General features: G+C 56.0%; 11 protein-coding genes. 6 read left to right on the plus strand and 5 right to left on the minus strand.

Going from position 1 to position 18,671, the window contains the following annotated elements:
- Nucleotides 1-30: 30 nt before the first annotated feature.
- Together pbpC and GE278_19975 are read right to left on the minus strand one after the other, a co-directional pair.
- Nucleotides 31-2,397 (minus strand): penicillin-binding protein 1C, encoded by a 2,367-nt coding sequence (gene pbpC, locus GE278_19970; GenBank protein QLK62885.1) that lies wholly within the window; start codon nucleotides 2,395-2,397, stop codon nucleotides 31-33.
- 78 nt (nucleotides 2,398-2,475) lie between these two features.
- Nucleotides 2,476-8,481: an alpha-2-macroglobulin family protein gene (locus GE278_19975; protein QLK62886.1), complete on the minus strand. Its 6,006-nt coding sequence runs from the start codon at nucleotides 8,479-8,481 to the stop codon at nucleotides 2,476-2,478.
- A gap of 273 nt (nucleotides 8,482-8,754) precedes the next feature.
- On the opposite strand from GE278_19975, the gene greB reads away from it, so the two are divergent.
- The 6 genes from greB (at nucleotide 8,755) to GE278_20005 (ending at nucleotide 15,942) form a co-directional block, all read left to right on the plus strand.
- Nucleotides 8,755-9,228, plus strand: a complete 474-nt coding sequence (gene greB / locus GE278_19980) for a transcription elongation factor GreB (GenBank protein ID QLK62887.1) — start codon at nucleotides 8,755-8,757, stop codon at nucleotides 9,226-9,228.
- A gap of 121 nt (nucleotides 9,229-9,349) precedes the next feature.
- Nucleotides 9,350-11,683 carry a S1 RNA-binding domain-containing protein gene (locus GE278_19985; GenBank protein QLK62888.1) on the plus strand — a complete coding sequence of 778 codons (2,334 nt, stop codon included), beginning with the start codon at nucleotides 9,350-9,352 and terminating at the stop codon, nucleotides 11,681-11,683.
- A 412-nt stretch (nucleotides 11,684-12,095) separates the two neighbouring features.
- Nucleotides 12,096-12,320, plus strand: coding sequence for a ferrous iron transporter A (gene feoA / locus GE278_19990; protein QLK62889.1), 225 nt, complete (start codon nucleotides 12,096-12,098; stop codon nucleotides 12,318-12,320).
- 64 nt (nucleotides 12,321-12,384) lie between these two features.
- Nucleotides 12,385-14,703 (plus strand): Fe(2+) transporter permease subunit FeoB, encoded by a 2,319-nt coding sequence (gene feoB / locus GE278_19995; GenBank protein ID QLK62890.1) that lies wholly within the window; start codon nucleotides 12,385-12,387, stop codon nucleotides 14,701-14,703.
- An 8-nt stretch (nucleotides 14,704-14,711) separates the two neighbouring features.
- Nucleotides 14,712-14,951 carry a ferrous iron transporter C gene (locus GE278_20000; protein ID QLK63362.1) on the plus strand — a complete coding sequence of 80 codons (240 nt, stop codon included), beginning with the start codon at nucleotides 14,712-14,714 and terminating at the stop codon, nucleotides 14,949-14,951.
- Nucleotides 14,952-15,021: 70 nt separating this feature from the next.
- Complete coding sequence (locus GE278_20005) at nucleotides 15,022-15,942, plus strand: LysR family transcriptional regulator (GenBank protein QLK62891.1); 921 nt, start codon at nucleotides 15,022-15,024, stop codon at nucleotides 15,940-15,942.
- A 5-nt stretch (nucleotides 15,943-15,947) separates the two neighbouring features.
- Here the strand turns inward: GE278_20005 and mdcH are convergent, their stop codons facing one another.
- The 3 genes from mdcH to GE278_20020 are packed head-to-tail and all read right to left on the minus strand — an operon-like array spanning nucleotide 15,948 to nucleotide 18,516.
- Entirely contained in the window at nucleotides 15,948-16,883 is a 936-nt protein-coding gene (mdcH, locus tag GE278_20010; GenBank protein QLK62892.1) for a malonate decarboxylase subunit epsilon, read from the minus strand.
- A gap of 24 nt (nucleotides 16,884-16,907) precedes the next feature.
- The gene (locus GE278_20015; GenBank protein QLK62893.1) at nucleotides 16,908-17,534 is read right to left on the minus strand and encodes a malonate decarboxylase holo-ACP synthase; all 627 of its coding nucleotides are present in this window, start codon (nucleotides 17,532-17,534) and stop codon (nucleotides 16,908-16,910) included.
- Nucleotides 17,535-17,553: 19 nt separating this feature from the next.
- Entirely contained in the window at nucleotides 17,554-18,516 is a 963-nt protein-coding gene (locus GE278_20020; protein ID QLK62894.1) for an AEC family transporter, read from the minus strand.
- Nucleotides 18,517-18,671 lie beyond the last annotated feature (155 nt).

Genomic DNA, 18,671 nt, shown 5'->3' on the forward strand with positions numbered 1-18,671 from the left:
GCGCAATAACTTCCTGCTGCGGCCTCAATCCTAATTCACAATTTCAATACTGATAAGCCTGCTGTCCGCCCGTCCGCGATCGTCCACGGCGCGGATGCGGTACTGGCCGTTGTTGATCGGCCGCCAGTCGATGGCCGATTTACTGGCGGAACTGCCGAGGTAAATATCATCGACAAACCAGTACACCGTTTTGCTGTCGGCATCGGTGACCGCGTTAAAAGCGATACGGTCGCGCCCCTGCTGGGATTGTCGCAGCGTATACGTGGTGTTTTTCAGCGGCGACGTAATGCGCGGCGGATTGCCGCTGACGTCGACGCCGTTATCTTTGCAGCTGTTCACCGGCGGTTTACGCTTAGGCAATCCTGCCTGCGCGAAGACGTTCGCCAAATCTGATGGCCAGAACTCGAACACTTCGATGCGGGTCTCGTCTTCATCAAAAGGCGGACAGGCCACGTCACCGGTCAGTTTATCCAGCCGCACCGGGCGATAAACGGTATCGACTTTGATCGGCGATTTGCCGGGAATGAACCAGGTTTTGCCTTTTTGTTGACACCATGGCGTCGGTAAGTCACCGCTGGCGAGGCAAATATCCACCCGTTTTAGCTGTTTCGGGAACGGGCGAATAGGTTCCTGCAAATCCGGATAGCTGGCACTGATGCTGTCTATAATGTTGAAAAACAGCGGGGCGGCGGCTTCAGCACCGACAAACACGTTGTTGCCTTTGCTATCGAAATTTCCCTCCCATACCACCAGTACGTAGGGCCCGAAAATCCCGACGCTCCACGCATCGCGAAATCCCCAGGACGTGCCGGTTTTCCAGTAGACCGGCAGAGAAGACGGCTGTTGCGCCAGCGTATCGCCGGGGCGGCGGTGCTGACGCAGCATATCCAGCGTCATAAAACTGGCTTCTTCGCTTAACAGCCGGACCGGCGTGGTCGGAGTCGAATCACTTTTTTGCATCCGCAGCGGTTGCAGCACGCCCCGGTTGGCGAGCAGGGCATAGAGTTTTGCCAGTTCCTGCATCGTCACTTCGCCACCGCCCAGCACCAGCGACAAGCCATAGTGATTTTCGCTGGACATGTTAGCGACGCCGGAAAGCCGCAGGAACTGATAGAACGACGGCTGACGCAGCTGCGACGCGACATACACGGCGGGAATATTACGGCTGAAGTTCAGGGCATCGGTCGCGGTGACCGGTCCGAGAAAGCGCCGGTCGAAGTTCTCCGGCGCGTAAGCCCCAAACGCCGATGGCACATCTTTCAGGATGGTCATCGGGTGCAGCACGCCCTGCTCCATCCCGAGTGCGTAGATGAATGGCTTGAGCGCGGAACCCGGCGAGCGTTTGGCATTGGTGCCGTTGACCTGTCCCTGAATGCTGCGGTTGTAATAATCCGCCGAGCCCATCAGCGCCCGCACACCCATATCACGAGTATCGACCAGCAACACCGCCGCGTTCCGGATCCCACGACTTTGGTTACGGGTAATAAACGCGTTCACCTGCCGCTCGACCAGCCGCTGCAAACCGGCGTCCAGCGTGGTATCGACGCGGTTATTCGTCTGAATTAACTGCTGATTTTGCTGGCGAAGCTGTTCGATAAAATGCGGCGCGATATACGGCATTCGCTCAGGCTGACGCAGCGCCAGCGGCAGTTTAAACAGTGAAAGCTGGCTGCTGTCGGTGGTGTACTGCGCCTGCCAGCGAAGGAACAACCGGTTGCGGGCCTGCGTCAGCGCCATGCCGAGCACGCCGGTTTTAGCATCAATACGAAAACTGGGAGATTGCGGCAGCACCGCCAGCGTCAGCGCTTCCGGCAACGTCAGGTCTTTCGGCACTTTGTCGAAATAGATCAGGCTGGCCGCGCCAATGCTCTCGATATTGCGACCGTAAGGCGCGTAGTTCAGATAGGCTTCGAGAATGTCGTGCTTGGAATAACTCAGTTCCAGCTGCACCGCCCGCAACACCTGCATGATTTTGCCCGACGGTGTGCGGGTATTGAGATGCCAGTGCATACGCGCCAGCTGCATGGTGATGGTTGATCCGCCCTGCATTTTGCCGCCCGCGACATAGCTGCGCCAGAAGCCGCGCATCAGGCTGAACGGATTGAAACCCGGATTAACGTAGAACCACCGGTCTTCGTGCAGCAACAAACCGTCGACGGCCAGCGGAGAAACCTGCTCCAGTGGCGTCCATAACCGGTAGCGGTCGTCGTTGGCCAGCGTGATGCGCATCAGCATGCCCTGACGGTCGTAATAGACCGAGGAGAAAGGTTGCCCCTGAGAAAGCGGCGGATGCGGCCACAAACGGAAAGCCAGCACAATCAGCGCCAGTAAAAAGACGCCCATGGCAATGTTTTGCAGCAGGCGTTTCGCTGCTTTGGAAAATGCGGGAAAGGTCATCGTCTGGCTACTCTGGAAAAATTGCGCCCCGCGAGCAATGGCGGGGCGCAGTCTTCAGTGAGTGTGTTGCACCCGCTGTTATTTATTGTCAGCCGCAGGCACGACAACCAGTTTTTTATCACTGACCGACAATGCCTGAACTTCGCGGTCGTACATCGCCTCGCCATACGCTGGCGGGATCACAAAGCTACCGGTGTTGGTGGCTTTGATCTGATACACAAACTCCTGCACGTCGGTACTGGCGCTGCCGTAAATGACCACGCGATCTTCGCGAATATCACTGTAGTCCGGCGCCCACGTCGAGCCCGATGCGGCCAGCGGTGACTGCCAGGACGCCGACGCATCGGCCTCACTGCTTTCGTCACTGCTGTCAGCTTCCGGTTCCGGTGGCGTCTGTTGTACCACTTCAAATCCGCCCGGCAGCAAATCGACAATCGCGAGATTGCTCTGCCCTTCTTTCGAATTAGCGCGAACCTTCAGGTGTACATTGATCTTCTGCCCCAGCGTCACCTGCGTGACCGGATTGCCTTTTTCGTCGGTGTAATCACGGGTGATTTCCAAACCGCGCGAGATGGCTTTTTTAGGTGCCGCCAGATCGTAACCAGCCTGAGTGACCACATACCAGGCGGGCGCATCGTTACCGTTTTCCATCCGAATGGCTTTGGCATCGGCAGTGAAATTGGCTTTGGCAAACAGCCCCTGAACGCTTGAAATCAGCTGCGGTTCAACATTTTTGTTTTTGCTGATCTGCGTGATTTTCAGCGCATCTGGTGCAGTTGCCTGCGCCGCGACCTGTGCGGAATAACTCTCCAGCGCCAGAATACTCATCGCAGAGGAATACGTGGTGTAACGCTCTTCTTTCAGCGACCGGACCATGTTTTCCAATACCTGTGGCGGGATCGCCGACACTTTTTCTGGGAAGTGACGGGTAATCAGATACAGCCGCGTCGCGTCCTGCACCAGCGGGTCGAAGTAACTCTGCGTCCACCAGCCTTTGTCGTACGCCTTGCTCAGCTGTTTCCACGTCGGCTGCAACAGCGTATTGGCTTCATCATCCATTTTCAGCATGCGGTAAGACGAGGCCAGATACATCGCACTGAGATCGGTTTTCCACGTGTCCGGATAACGTTGTTGCAGCGTATCCTGCACCGACGCCAATGAACTGGTGGTGATTTCACCCTGACGCGTCAGCAGATACACCGCCCATGCGCGCAGACGCAGATTATACAAATCGTCATTCTGATTTGCCGCCAGCACGCGCAGCGCCGCATTGGCTTCTTCAAGCATGCCGGCCGGTAATGCCACACCCGCCGCTTTGGCTTCCAGCAGATATTGCACCACGTAAGGCGTGACGAACGGATCGGTTTCCGGCGACGAACGCCACAGGCCAATCGCGCCACTGTCGTTTTGACGCGAGCGCAGGATGGCCAGCATGTCTTTCAGTTTTTTGCTGGTCTCGGCCTGGCTCAGGCTGCCTTTCATCTCCGGATGCAGACCTTCGAGGATCATCGGAATCGAACGGCTGACAATCTGCTCAGAACAGTAGTACGGATAATCCGCCAGATACTGTGACAGTCCGCTGGTCAGCACCAGCGGTGAATTGGAGACCGCTGCCTTACGTACCGCGTAGGCATCAAACATTTGACGCAGATTATCGACGTTCTGGCTGCTGCCGCTCATGCGGCCCATAACGGACTGCGTGCGGAACGGCATCGCCGGACGCACCGACGTACTGATGGTGCGGCGGCTGGTTTTATCTGCATAGGTCGCTTCAAACACCAGCGGCGCATCGCCAGGAACGGCGTTGGCGCGCAGACGGAAGTTAATCACGCCCTCGCGTTTTTCTGCCAGCGACAGGCTCTGATCCGCTTTGCCGACCACGTCCAGTTGCGGCGGTACGGCCAGATGCACGGCGATCGCCACGCTCTTGCCATTCAGCCCTTCGAGGTTATTACTCACGCCCACGCTGACGTCAAACTCATCGCCCGGCGCCACCATCGACGGCACGTTCGGCGTCATGATGAAGTTGTCACGCACGGTGGCAGACGTCTGCGCTTTGCCGATTTTGTCCGGCGTGACGGAGATTGCCATTACGCGGATTTTACCGTTGAAATAATCTGGTACCTGATAATCGAACTGCTTCTGGCCGTTGACTTCAGTGATGCCAGACCAGTAGGCCACCGGCTTATCGCGTTTGCGTTTGAACGGATTGACGTTCAGATCCAGCCCTTCGCCGCCGTCACCGCCCGGTGCCGCCGCCAGCTGCATCAGCTTGCTGAACTCCGGCAGGATCAGGTCGAGAATTTGCGAGCTTTCCACGCCCAGTTCACGCTTGCGGAAGAAATACTCCAGAGGATCTTTCAGGCGATAACGAGCCACCTGCAAGATGCCCTCATCCACGGCAAACAACGCGACCTGCTGCGGACCGTCGGTCGTGACCGTCATCGCCAGATTCTCACCCGGTTTGATCACGTCCGGCGCATGGACTTGCAGAGAGTTTTGACGCGCCTTGGTGCTGATTTTGAACGGCATCACACCGTAGCTCAGCGGACTCATGAAAATTTCATCAGAATTAACATCACGCACGAACTGTACGTTGATGTAGCCGTTGCCTTCCATGCCCGCCGGTACGCGAATTTTCTGTACCGAACTGGTGGTATCGGTGTGGAACCACTGCCAGCTGTAGACTTTGTCTTTCTCAATGGTAATGAGACCGCTGCCGGTGTAAGGCGCGTTGACTGACACTTCGATTTCATCGCCCGGCAGATATTCGCCCTGATTCAGTTTCAGCTTCAGCTCGGCGTTTCTGTCCAGCGAACGGCTGAGGTTGGCGTTACCGGCGACGGTATAACCGATGCGATTTAGAACGTTGCCCTGCGCATCTTCGACGACCAGCACGAAATCACCCGGCTTATCGGTTGCAAGTGTCAGGTCATTGCCCTGTGCGGTCAGCGCTAGCGGCTGCTCTGAAAGCTGCACTTCCTTCATTTTCGACTGATATTTGTAAACGCCAGAATCCTGTTTGGTCAGTACAGAAATGTATTTCTGTTCGATCAGCGCCACTTTCAGCGCAGGCAGGGCGATTTGTTTCAGCGTCGGGTCAACGGCAATCACGTTCAGATGACGCACCGCGCCGTGGTTGATGTACCCCAGATCGCCGTCCGGTTTCACACCGACCAGATAATCATACGGCGACACCAGGACCCGTGCGGTAGCGGATACAGAGCGCCCGCCGCCCGCCACAAAGGCTTCCGACAGGAGTTGCAGCTGATAGGTCGCATCGGCGTAAGATTTCAGATCCAGCGGAATAGTCGCGCCCCCTTTTTCATCGGTGGTACGGTCTTCCAGCTCTGTTTCAAAACCGTCGCTGTTCTGGCGATTCTCGTAGAACGCGTATTCAGGGAACTGATCGAAGCTCGGGTACATCGGGCGCAGCGTCAGTTTCGAGGCCACACGACGATCCTGCGCAGGCGTACCGAATAGATTTTGCACATCGATATTGGCTTGTAATTCTGAAGGTTTCACCCAGCCCTGTTTGCGTTCCGGCGTCAGCTGGAGTTTAACTTTCAGCTGATCCGGCTCGAACTCTTTGACGTTCACCGAGGTATGCCCAAGGAACGTTGAAGATTCATTATCTTTGCCGATCAGATACAGATAGACGTTCCACTCGCCGGTCGGCGAATTCTCGTCAGTGGTGTAGCTCAGTTCGTTGAAACCACTGGCACCGAGCGTCAGCGGAATAGTGCTCATCAGCTTGTCGCGCGGGTCGTGAATTTCTGCACGTACCGGCACGCCCGCCAGACCATTGCTCCACTCGGCGGCGCGGGTGATCAGACCAATATTGAACGTATCACCCGGACGGTAAACGCCGCGGTCGGAGAACAGGTAGCTGCTCAGCGTGCGCGGGTCGTTCGGGGTGATTTCGCCGTCGACATCAAAACGTGAGAAGTCGAGGCCGCGGTCGTTATCACGATCGGCAGGCAGGAAGGAGACATCGCCCTCTTTTTCCACCAGGAACATCACCGGCTGACGTTCGCTGGTATAAACGTCCAGCGCAGGGAACCGCACATGGCCGTCGGCACCGGTAGTTTGAGAAAGCAGCGTCACGCCGTTTTTCGCAATCACCGACACTTTGGCGTTACTGACCGGCGTACCGCTGTGAATCGACTGCACAAACACATCGCGGGTTTTATCCTGCGAACGCTTGGCAATAATGCCCAGATCGGTAACCACCACAAAGCGGGAATCGCCGACCGGCGCGTCGTCCCCACTCTGATCGCCCTCTTCATACTGATTGCCATCGTCATCGGTGGCCGGTTTATCTTCTTTCTTCTTCGGATCCCATTCTGACAGCGTCAGCAGGAACACGCCGCGATGGGAGGCCGGATCGGTCGAAAGATAACGGGAAAGATCGACGCCCTGATAATTCACTTCACCCGGTTTATCGTTATTCACCGCCGTCTGGTATTTAAAGTGCTCGGTGAAGTACTCGTCGTTCAGGCGGTTAAATTCCGCCGAAGAGTACTGACGGCTTTTGAAGGAAACGATATGTTGCAACTGGCTTGGGATCACACGTTTGATGTCCAGACGCATGCCCGGCACATTGCGCGCCGCGACGCTGATTTGTTTATCACCGTTGACCGACAGCAGCGAACCCTGCGACATAAATTGCAGCGATTTCGGATAATCCGGTACCTGTACAATGCGGTAGACTTTTTCCGGCATTTTGTAGCCGCCGGAGGACGTCAGCACGTTATCGATTTCCACCAGCATGGAACGATGCGCAGGCGCATCGAAGCGGAAACTGAACTGTGGCTGATAATCGCTTTCGGCATCATTAAGCTGAATATTTAACGGTGTGGACTGCGCCAGCACGTTGTTTTCCACACTCTGCACATCCCAGCTGGCGTAATCATCCGGGCCGGTCGCAGATTGCGAATCATTCGGGTCATGCTGCGGCAACAGCCAGACTTTTACCGCACGACGGATATCTTTGTCTTTCACCGCATCACTGAACCCGACGATCAACGCTCGCTGACCTTTCGAACCTTCGGCGTCCACGACCTGCGCACTGGCTTCGCTGACCGCCAGGCTATAGAGCGTTGGCACGGAAACCCAGCCGTTACGCGCCTGCGTGGTGGCATTCGACGCGACCGAGGCTTTCACGCCCTCACCTATCGTCACATGCACTGCACCGCCGTGATCGAGGGATTTCAGCGGTTCGGAATGCACCCAGGCATTGAGTTTTTTCTGGTCATAAACCACGGAGTAGTTGAGTCTGGATTCGGTTTTGGCTTTGCCTTCGGTCAGGCCGAGAGAAATCTGTTTCTCAAAGCTGGCAACATCCACCGGCGCATTGAATTTGACGTTAAAAATCGCGCTGCGTTTCTGAGGATCCTGCGGGTCCTGATAATACTCGGCTTCACCAAGCTGATAATCAAACGCTGGCGCCGTGAATTCATACTTGGTCACCGCCAGTTTGATCTGCGGGGCAAGCAGCACATCGGGGGTGAAATTCACTTCATATTTGGTGCCCATCGGCAGCGGATTTTTCGGTACGAAGGCTAACGTATAGCCGCTCAGCCATTTCCACTCACCTTCAGCGGCAGGTTTCAGGGAAACCCCTTTTTCGACCACTTTGCCGACGTCAGTCAGCGGCGCGACAGAGTTTTTGAAGTAAAACGACACTTGCTGCGGTGCCGGCTTTTGCGCGGCGTAGTTCACCACTTCCGGGCCGCTGACGCGCACGCTGGTTTCCTGATACACCATCGGTGCCGGTTCGATCGGCTGCGGGCGGTTTAACCACCAGTGGTAGCCATAAACGCCTGCACCCGCGACGCACAGCAACACCAAAATTGACAGGCTGATGGCTTTCGGATTTTTATCCACCCCGCCTTCCATACGCGCAAAAATGCGTTTCAGCCCGCCGGACATTGCCGTCCACCAGACCGGCGCACGCCAGTCGATGTTGCCGACAACAGGTTTAATGACACGACCAAGCAGCCCGAAAATAAAGGCCAGCGCGCGCAGGACGCCTCTTATCAAAGTAAAAGGCAGACGAAGTAAAAATTTGAGTAAATCCATTTGTAGCTGTACCCCTAATCCCTGTGACCCGTAACCAGAAGTGATTTTTTAGTAAAACTTTTATGTATTCAGAATATTGCGAAATTTCTTAAATGTTAACAAAACCGTAATAGCGCGGCGAAGGATAATAATTATTCGACTAAAAAGCCATCAGATAAAGCGTAGCATCCCATCGGATTTTTCGACCAATTTCTGCGCTGTCAGCCATGCGATTGTGTGAAACAATGGCTGCAGGAATTTTGGAATACACACGTGTGGAAGGCGACAGGTAGCATGAAGACCAAACTCATAACCCGCGAAGGCTACGACAAACTCAAAACTGAGCTGGACTTTCTGTGGCGCGAAGAACGTCCGGAAGTCACCAAAAAGGTCACCTGGGCCGCCAGTCTGGGCGATCGCAGCGAAAATGCCGATTACCAGTACAACAAAAAGCGCCTGCGTGAGATCGACCGCCGCATCCGCTATCTGACCAAATGCATGGAACAGCTGCGCATTGTCGATTACTCGCCGCAGCAGGACGGCAAAGTGTTCTTTGGCGCATGGGTAGAAGTGGAAAACGACGACGGCGACATCAAGCGTTTTCGCATCGTTGGCTATGACGAAATCTTTGGCCGCAAAGACTATATTTCTATCGACTCCCCGATGGCGCGTGCGCTGCTGAAAAAGGAAGTCGGTGACAGTCTGGTGGTCACCACGCCCGTCGGTGACGCCACCTGGTACGTCAATAACATTGAATACGTTAAATGATCAGCTAACTCTCAAAACGTGAGGCACATCCTCCTGACGGCTGGCATTTTCAGCCTTCAAACCGTATAACTGTGCCCCTGCTTTTTACGTCACTCACTAATGAAAAACTGATACCAGACCTATGAATGATCAACTGAGCCGCATTATCGCAAGTGAATTGCAGGTTCGCCCGGAGCAAGTTGCTTCCGTGGTGCGCTTGCTGGATGAAGGTAATACCGTGCCGTTTATTGCGCGGTATCGTAAGGAAGTCACCGGTGGGTTGGATGATACCCAGCTGCGTCAGTTGGACACCCGTCTGGGCTATCTGCGTGAACTGGAAGACCGCCGACAGACTATCCTCAAATCCATCGAGGAACAGGGTAAACTGAGCGACAGTCTGGCGAAAGCGATCAACACCACGCTGAGCAAAACCGAGCTGGAAGACCTTTACCTGCCCTTCAAACCGAAGCGCCGCACGCGCGGGCAAATCGCTATCGAAGCCGGACTGGAGCCACTGGCAGAATTGCTGTGGAACGATCCGCAAAACGAGCCTGACGCGACGGCTGCAAAATTTGTCGATGCTGAAAAAGGTGTCGCCGACACTAAAGCCGCACTGGACGGCGCGCGCTACATCCTGATGGAACGTTTCGCAGAAGATGCCGCGCTGCTGGCGAAAGTCCGCGACTACCTGTGGAAAAATGCCCATCTGACTTCGCGAATGGTTGAAGGCAAAGCGCAGGAAGGCGCAAAATTCAGCGACTATTTCGATCATCACGAACCGATTGCCAAAGTCCCGTCGCACCGTGCGCTGGCGATGTTCCGTGGCCGCAACGAAGGCGTCTTACAGCTGGCGCTGAATGCCGATCCGCAGCACGACGAACCGCCGAAAGAGAGCTATGCAGAACAGCTGATCATCGATCATCTGGGCCTGCGCCTCAACAACGCACCGGCTGATGTCTGGCGCCGTGCGGTGGTTAACTGGACCTGGCGCATTAAAGTGTTGCTGCACCTTGAAACCGAGCTGATGGGCACCGTGCGAGAACGCGCCGAAGACGAAGCGATTAACGTTTTCGCCCGTAATATGCACGATCTGCTGATGACCGCCCCGGCGGGTATGCGCGCCACGATGGGTCTCGATCCGGGTCTGCGTACCGGTGTGAAAGTCGCGGTTGTGGATAACACCGGCAAACTGGTGGGTATCGATACCGTTTATCCACACACTGGTCAGGCTGCGAAAGCCGCCCAGCAGGTCGCGGCACTGTGCATCAAACATAACGTCGAGCTGGTGGCGATCGGCAACGGGACTGCATCGCGCGAAACCGAACGTTTCTTCATTGAGCTGCAAAAACAGTTCCCGGCGGTAAAAGCGCAGAAAGTTATCGTCAGCGAAGCCGGGGCATCAGTCTATTCCGCCTCCGAACTGGCGGCGCTGGAATTCCCGGATCTCGACGTATCCATTCGTGGTGCGGTGTCTATCGCCCGTCGTTTGCAGGATCCGCTGGCCGAGCTGGTGAAAATCGATCCTAAATCCATCGGTGTCGGTCAGTATCAGCACGATGTCAGCCAGTCACAGCTGGCGAAAAAGCTCGATACCGTGGTGGAAGACTGCGTGAACGCCGTGGGTGTGGATCTCAACACCGCGTCCGTGCCGCTGCTGACCCGCGTTGCCGGTCTGACCCGCATGATGGCGCAGAATATCGTCAACTGGCGTGATGAGAATGGTCAGTTCCGCAATCGTGAACAGCTGCTGAAAGTCAGCCGTCTGGGGCCGAAAGCCTTCGAACAGTGTGCGGGCTTCCTGCGCATCAACCAGGGTGATAACCCGCTCGACGCCTCAACGGTTCACCCGGAAACATATCCGGTGGTGGAGCGCATACTGGCGGCGACGCAGCTGGCGCTGAAAGATCTAATGGGCGACTCGAATGCGCTGCGCGGCCTGAAAGCCAGCGAATTCACCGATGATAGATTTGGTGTGCCGACCGTCACTGACATCATCAAAGAGCTGGAAAAACCGGGGCACGATCCGCGCCCTGAGTTTAAAACCGCGACTTTTGCCGATGGCGTGGAAACCATGAACGACCTGATGCCGGGCATGATCCTTGAAGGCTCGGTCACTAACGTCACTAACTTCGGTGCGTTCGTCGATATCGGCGTTCATCAGGACGGGCTGGTGCACATCTCATCTCTGGCCAACAAATTCGTCGAAGATCCCCACACGGTGGTGAAAGCCGGCGATATCGTTAAAGTCAAAGTGATGGAAGTCGATCTGCAACGCAAACGTATCGCGCTGACCATGCGTCTGGACGAGCAACCGGGAGAAGCGCCGGGACGACGCGCCTCCGCGCCTGCCGCAGGGGACAACCGCGAAGGTCAGAAACGTCCGGCGCAAAACAAACCGGCGGGACGCAATGCGGCTCCGGCGGGCAATAATGCAATGGCCGATGCACTTGCTGCCGCATTGGGTAAAAAACGCTAATTTTTACGTTTTAAGCCATCCAACGAAAGCCGCTGAATTTTAGCGGCTTTTTTATGTACTTTTTTTCGACACTTTTTAAAGTGTCTCCTAATGAATCAATCACTGCGGTAAATCAATAAAACCGAGATTCCACAGGCATAGGATAGCAACGCGGTAGGGACATCCGTGAAGAGGCAAGCCTCTTTTCTTTTTGTCTCGCCATGCGTACTAATTATGATAACTATTTTCGTTTGTACTACTTTGCGTATTCAGTACGCCGTCAGCGACCCGCTGGCATTTGCCCACCAGGGACAATTTCTGAGCAGTTTTTTTGCAACATAAATCGCATTTAAGTGGAATAACCGGGCAGGGAAGCGCGACGTAGTCTTTTCAACGCTGCCCCCACAACGCCTGATCGCTTCGCGAGGAACTCATGCAACTTCAGTCACAACGTGCTTACAAAATTACCGGCTTTTCTCATGAAATCAGTCCGGCCTTTCGTCAGAAACTGCTGTCACTCGGCATGCTGCCGGGATCGTTCTTCAACATTATCCGCGTTGCACCGATGGGCGACCCGGTACAAATCGAGACCCGCCGCACCAGTCTGGTCGTGCGCAGGAAAGATCTCGATCTGCTCAAGCTCGAAATGCTGGCCTGACTTTTTGCGCAGGCCCCACTGATCCCCTGCGCGTTTCTCCTTTCTCACACGTAGATCTGAACGTATGAAAGCACTGACCATTGGCCTGATTGGTAATCCCAACTCAGGTAAAACCACCCTTTTTAATCAGCTGACCGGTTCCCGCCAGCGCGTAGGCAACTGGGCAGGCGTAACCGTCGAACGCAAAGAAGGCCAGTTCGCCACCGAAGATCATAAAATCACGCTGGTGGACTTACCGGGCACTTACTCCCTGACCACCATTTCCGAACAAACCTCGCTCGACGAACAGATTGCCTGCCACTACATTCTCAGCGGCGATGCCGATCTGATGATTAACGTCGTGGATGCCTCCAACCTTGAGCGCAATCTGTACCTGACGCTGCAACTGCTCGAGCTCGGCATTCCGTGCATCGTCGCGCTGAACATGCTCGACATCGCCAAAATTCAAAACATCAATATCGATATCCCGGCGCTGTCTGCACGTCTGGGTTGCCCGGTCATCGCGCTGGTGTCTACCCGCGCTTCCGGCATTAAAGAACTGAAAATGGCCATCGACCAGTTGCCACCGGCCACCACGCTTGGGCGCGTAACCTATCATCCGCTGCTGCAACAAGAAGTGGACGTGCTGGCTGCTGCCATGCCGTCAGAGATGGCGCTGCAACAACGTCGCTGGCTGGCTTTGCAAATTCTCGAAGGCGATATCTACAGCCAGACTCACGCCGGTAATGCGCAACAGCTGCTGCCGGAAGTGAAAGCCCGACTGGCGGTACAGGAGCTGGATGACCCGGCGCTGCTGATCGCCGATGCGCGCTATCAGTCCATCGCCCAGCTGAGTGCTGAAATCAGCAACTCACACCTCACCGCGCCGAATAAACTGACGCAGGTGCTGGACCGCGTGATCCTCAACCGTTTCCTCGGTGTACCGATTTTCCTGCTGGTGATGTACCTGATGTTCGTTTTGGCGATCAACATCGGCGGTGCATTGCAGCCGATTTTCGATATCGGCTCGGCGGCGATTTTCATTCAGGGCATGCAGTGGATTGGTTATACCCTGCACTTCCCGCAGTGGCTGACGATTTTCCTCGCGCAGGGCGTGGGCGGCGGGATCAACACCGTTCTGCCACTGGTGCCGCAAATCGGCATGATGTACCTGTTCCTCTCCTTCCTTGAAGATTCCGGTTATATGGCGCGCGCCGCATTTGTGATGGACAGACTGATGCAGGCGCTCGGCCTGCCAGGCAAATCCTTCGTGCCGCTGATCGTCGGTTTCGGCTGTAACGTCCCGTCGATTATGGGTGCCCGTACGCTGGATGCCCCGCGCGAACGTCTGATCACCGTTATGATGGCGCCGTTTATGTCCTGCGGCGCACGTCTGGCTATCTTCGCTGTTTTCTCAGCAGCGTTCTTCGGGCAGGACGGCGCCTCCGTGGTCTTCTCACTGTATTTGTTAGGCATTGTGGTCGCCATCCTCACTGGTCTGCTGCTCAAATACACCATCATGCGCGGCGAAGCATCACCGTTCGTGATGGAGCTGCCGGTGTACCACGTTCCGCATCTGAAAAGCCTGCTGTTGCAAACCTGGCAGCGCCTGAAAGGTTTCGTACTGCGCGCCGGTAAAGTCATCGTCATCGCCAGTATTTTCATTGGCGCACTGAATAGCTTCTCGTTCAGCGGCAATGCGGTGAATAACATCAATGATTCGGCACTCGCTTCAGTCAGTAAAGTACTGACGCCGGTACTCTCGCCGATGGGCGTGCACACCGATAACTGGCAGGCGACCGTGGGTCTGGTGACCGGTGCGATGGCGAAAGAAGTGGTCGTCGGTACGCTGAACACCCTTTACACCGCCGAACACATCACCAATGAAGAATTTGATGCTGCGAATTTCAACCTGGTGGATGAACTAGGCGGCGCGGTGAAAGAGACCTGGCAGGGGCTGAAAGACACATTCAGCATCAGCGTGCTGTCTAACCCAATCGAAGCCAGCAAAGGCGACGGCGAAATGGGTGTCAGCTCGATGGGCGTAATGAGCAGCAAATTCGGCTCAGCAATTTCGGCCTACAGCTATCTGATCTTCGTGCTGCTGTATGTGCCCTGTGTGTCGGTGATGGGGGCGATTGCCCGTGAAACCAGCCGCAGCTGGATGACTTTCTCCATCTTCTGGGGTCTGAACGTCGCCTATTCATTGGCAACGTTGTTCTATCAGGCAGCCACCTTCCGCGATCATCCGGGACACAGTATGACCCTCATTCTTATCGTGCTGGCCTTTAACGCGTTGGTGCTTATCGCCCTGCGCAAGGCCCGCAGCCGTGTCAGCGTGCATCTGCAACCGCATAAAGCGGCAGCCTGCTGTGCGCCCGCCACCGGCAGCGACTGCCACTAGGAGACATGATGGCCAGTCTGATTCAGGTACGTGACAGCCTCGCACTGGCTGGCAGGGCAGATGCCCGCCAGCTCAGTCTGCAACTCAATACTCCACAGCCGCTGGTGCAGGCGATGCTCGAAAGGCTGGTCGCGATGCGCAAAGCCGAAGCGGTCGAAGCCGACGACAGTTGCCTCTCCGGCGGCTGCAAAAGCTGCGCCGAAGGGAAAAAATGCCTGACGGTCAGCTATCAGCTCATCCCGCAGTGATTCCAATTCTTTCTCAATAGCCGCACTGCGGCTATTATCCTCAGGCCGCAAACGTGCCGCAGGAACCCGTATGATCGACAGTGAAATCACTTTCCGCAAACTCGAAATTTTCCTCGCCTACATGGAAAAGCAGAACATCAGCCGTGCTGCCGAACAGCTAGGGCTGAGCAGCGTCAGTGTCCATCGCGCACTACATTCTCTGGAAGAAGGTTTGCGCTGTCCGCTGTTCATCCACAAAGGCCGCAACCTGCTGCCACTGCCCGCCGCCGAAGCGTTGCTGGAACACGCCACGCAGGTCATCGAGCAGATGGAGCACGGTATTCAGGCCACCCAGCGTGCCGCCGGGTTTGGCGACAAACGACTGAAGCTCGGTACGTTGTATTCCCTGACGCTGGAAACCATTCCGCGCCTCATCATGGGGCTGAAACTGCGCCGTCCGGAGCTTGAGCTGGAACTGGTGATGGGGTCAAACAATGATTTACTGCACAAGCTGGAAGATGGCCAACTCGATGCCATCCTGATTTCCACCAGCGACTCCAGTATCGACGCCCAGCGTTACGATCAGCTGCCACTTTTTCAGGATGATATTTTTCTCGCGGCGCCCGCCAGTTCAGAAATGGCGACCGAAGGCACGGCGGATTTACGGGATTTCAAACAGGAAAAATTCGTCTCGTTGGCCGAAGGGTTCGCGACTTATCACGGTTTTCAGGAAGCGTTTCAGATTGCCGGATTTGAGCCGGATATTGTGACGCGGGTGAATGATATTTTCTCGATGCTGAGTCTGGTGCAGGCAGGCGTCGGCTATACGCTGATCCCCGGCCGGATGAAGGGTGTTTATGAGAATACGGTACGGTTACTGCCGCTGGCCGAAGCCTACCAGATGCGCCAGACCATCGCGTTGGTATTCCCGCACAGCCGCGAGCACGATCCAAACCTGCTTGCCCTCGCAGCCGAAAGCCGGATGTATGCGCTGGCGAGCCGCAAGCGCTGACCGTCCTACCGCTCATTTTCCCGCAACCGGGCTGCGAGACGTTTCGCGACCTGCATACCTGACTGACATAAAGACAGCGCCTCGCCCTGCTCCATCGCGCGTCGGGTGAGGCCGCTAAGAACTGCGCCAGGTGGCATTTCAAGTGCCAGACGCACATCACGCTCATACGCCGCGACCATCGCGTCACGCCAGTTGACGGTGCGCGCCATGTTCATCGCCAGATCGTCGGCAATTTTCTCCGGCTGCCAGTAAACCCGTCCGGTAGTCCCACTAAGATAGCCACAGGTCGGGCGGGAAATTATCACGTCTTTGAATGCGTCCACCAGTTTTGCCGCAGGCGCGTCGAGCAAGGCACAGTGCGACGGCACACTGACCGCCAGCCGGTGGGTTTTCTGCGCGCCCTGCGCTTTAGCAAGATGCATCACTTCGTGCATCGCAACATCACTCCCGGCGATCACCAGCTGGTCTTCGGCATTGATATTAGCCAGATATACCGGTGTTTCCGGGGTATGGACCTGCGCCACTAACACTTCTATTTGGTTCTGACGCAGGCCGGTGATCGCCGAAAGGCCGAAGCCCTGCGGATACGCCTGTTGCATCAGTTCGCCGCGCAAAGCGACCAGTTTTACCGCCTGTGAAAATTCCAGCGCACCGGCGATCACTGCGGCGGGAAACGCACCAATCGACAGGCCGCTGCAAAAATCGGCGTCGATGCCTTCGGCCTGACATTGTTTTGCCCAGACCACACCGGCAATTAATAAACAGAGCTGAACCGCGCGAGTGTCGCGTAACGCGTCGGCAGTATCGAGGTGCAGGACGTCTTCGCCGAGTGCGCGGCTGGCCTGCTCAATGAGTGAATGCGTCAGGGCATTGTCCGGTAAACGGTGCAGCATCTGCGGCACCTGCGGCCCCTGACCGGGGAAGGTAAAGAGGATTTTCATCGGACTCCTTGCTGGTAGCAGGTATCAGCCTGCCGGCGATTGCCACGGGTCGCGGACCCGCAACGGGCCGGTGTCGGTTTTCAGCATCACATCACCACCACGCAGCCATTCGCTGAGAGCAAATCCGCCTTGTGGTGTATTGATCTGGACATCGGCGCGGCAGACAAGCCGCTGAAGCTGGTCATAAAATTCGGTGAACTGTGCGCGGCTGACCGCTTCGTCACAGCGCACCAGTAAATCCAGATCGCTGTCGGCGTGCATCACCGGAAGATCACTGGCCAGCGCATAGGCGCAACTGCCCGTCACGCCCCATGTAAAGGGCAGCTGCATTCTGCACAACGTGATCAACGCCTGCACCGGTTGTTGCGACACAAACGGCGAGTGCAGCAGCACGTTGACGTCGCTGACCAGTGATTCAGGCGTCACGACCCGCACGATCGCCGCCGGGCTGACCCAGGCGGCGGCACGCTGAATACGGGTCAGCCCGCGAATGCCCACCGGAACAGCGCCGTCAGCACGCGCATCGCGACGCACCACCAGCGGCAGCGCGGTGCGCCAGCTGCTGTTTACCCACGCGGGTAAGGCGTCGTCACTGTCGAGCGCTGAGCGGTCATTGATCCAGATAAAATCATGGGCACGCGGTTGAGACATCGTTCTGCATCCTTTCTTATCAGTGAAGTGAAGCGGTCAGCGTGATAAACAGCGGCAGCGTCACAATACACAACACCGAGCTAATCAGCAGTGACGCTTCGGCATCCGGCGACTGCACACCAAAACGGTTTCCAAACACGATACCGAAGAAACCGGCAGACAGCGCAATCATCAGAATCGCCGTCACCGCTACCTGACCGCTCAGGCCAAACGCCAGGACCAGACCCCAGGCGATAAACGGCTGGATCAGGTTTTTTGCGATACAGGATAACAGCACCGGACCGTTAATTTTCAGCTTACGGGCGGAGAGGATCACCCCGGTCAGGAACAGCGCAGACGCGGTCGCTGACAGACCCAGAGGCTTGATCGATGCCAGGAAAATTTCCGGCATTTTAATCCCAATCGCCGCCAGAATCACACCCAGCAGCGGTGCCCAGACGATCGGTTTTTTTACCGAACGCCACATCAGTACCGGCAGCAACGCCAGCGATGAACCCTGATTTTCGCCACTTAAACGCGCTTTTTCACGTTCCAGGATCAGCAGACAGAATGGCGTCATCAGCACGGAACCACAGGCAATCGAAACCGCCACAGACAGCGACGTCGAAGGCGCATCGCCCATTACGCTGCTCAGAATCGGCAGACCGAGCGCGGCATAGTTTGGCAGCGCGACGGTCAGCGTCAGCACGGCGGCGTCCTGCGCGGACTTCTTAAACACTTTGGTGCAGATAAAGTAGATCGCCGCGTAGGTTATCCACATCGCCAGCACCAGCACCAGAATCAGCGGTGACTGTTCGACAATGCCCGACCACGGCGTTTGTACCGTCGCTGCAAACAGCGCAGCGGGTAAAGCGAAATCCATCACGAAAATATTCAGTAAAGAGACATTCTGGTTATCCACCATTTTCGCTTTCCCGGCATAAAAACCGAGGATCATGATGACGAAAATAGGGGCAAGCGCGTGCAAAATTACGTAAGTCATAGCGAGTTTCCTGAGACAAAAATGAATGCTCAGTCAGCGCCGGTGCGATGGTTTTTTTAGTATGACAGTCCAGTTGCAGACAACAGCAGGTTCGCACCCTGAAAATCATCAGGGCGGAACCCGCAATGCGGCTGCGTCACGCTGTTTGCAGGTGC

The sequence above is a fragment of the Enterobacteriaceae bacterium Kacie_13 genome (assembly GCA_013457415.1).
GTDB lineage: Bacteria > Pseudomonadota > Gammaproteobacteria > Enterobacterales > Enterobacteriaceae > Rahnella.

What these genes read in the sequence shown, in the direction of transcription:
- pbpC (QLK62885.1), bottom strand. Translation starts at nt 2,397, where the DNA reads ATGACCTTTCCCGCATTTTCCAAAGCAGCGAAACGCCTGCTGCAAAAC.
- GE278_19975 (QLK62886.1), bottom strand. Translation starts at nt 8,481, where the DNA reads ATGGATTTACTCAAATTTTTACTTCGTCTGCCTTTTACTTTGATAAGA.
- greB (QLK62887.1), top strand. Translation starts at nt 8,755, where the DNA reads ATGAAGACCAAACTCATAACCCGCGAAGGCTACGACAAACTCAAAACT.
- GE278_19985 (QLK62888.1), top strand. Translation starts at nt 9,350, where the DNA reads ATGAATGATCAACTGAGCCGCATTATCGCAAGTGAATTGCAGGTTCGC.
- feoA (QLK62889.1), top strand. Translation starts at nt 12,096, where the DNA reads ATGCAACTTCAGTCACAACGTGCTTACAAAATTACCGGCTTTTCTCAT.
- feoB (QLK62890.1), top strand. Translation starts at nt 12,385, where the DNA reads ATGAAAGCACTGACCATTGGCCTGATTGGTAATCCCAACTCAGGTAAA.
- GE278_20000 (QLK63362.1), top strand. Translation starts at nt 14,712, where the DNA reads ATGGCCAGTCTGATTCAGGTACGTGACAGCCTCGCACTGGCTGGCAGG.
- GE278_20005 (QLK62891.1), top strand. Translation starts at nt 15,022, where the DNA reads ATGATCGACAGTGAAATCACTTTCCGCAAACTCGAAATTTTCCTCGCC.
- mdcH (QLK62892.1), bottom strand. Translation starts at nt 16,883, where the DNA reads ATGAAAATCCTCTTTACCTTCCCCGGTCAGGGGCCGCAGGTGCCGCAG.
- GE278_20015 (QLK62893.1), bottom strand. Translation starts at nt 17,534, where the DNA reads ATGTCTCAACCGCGTGCCCATGATTTTATCTGGATCAATGACCGCTCA.
- GE278_20020 (QLK62894.1), bottom strand. Translation starts at nt 18,516, where the DNA reads ATGACTTACGTAATTTTGCACGCGCTTGCCCCTATTTTCGTCATCATG.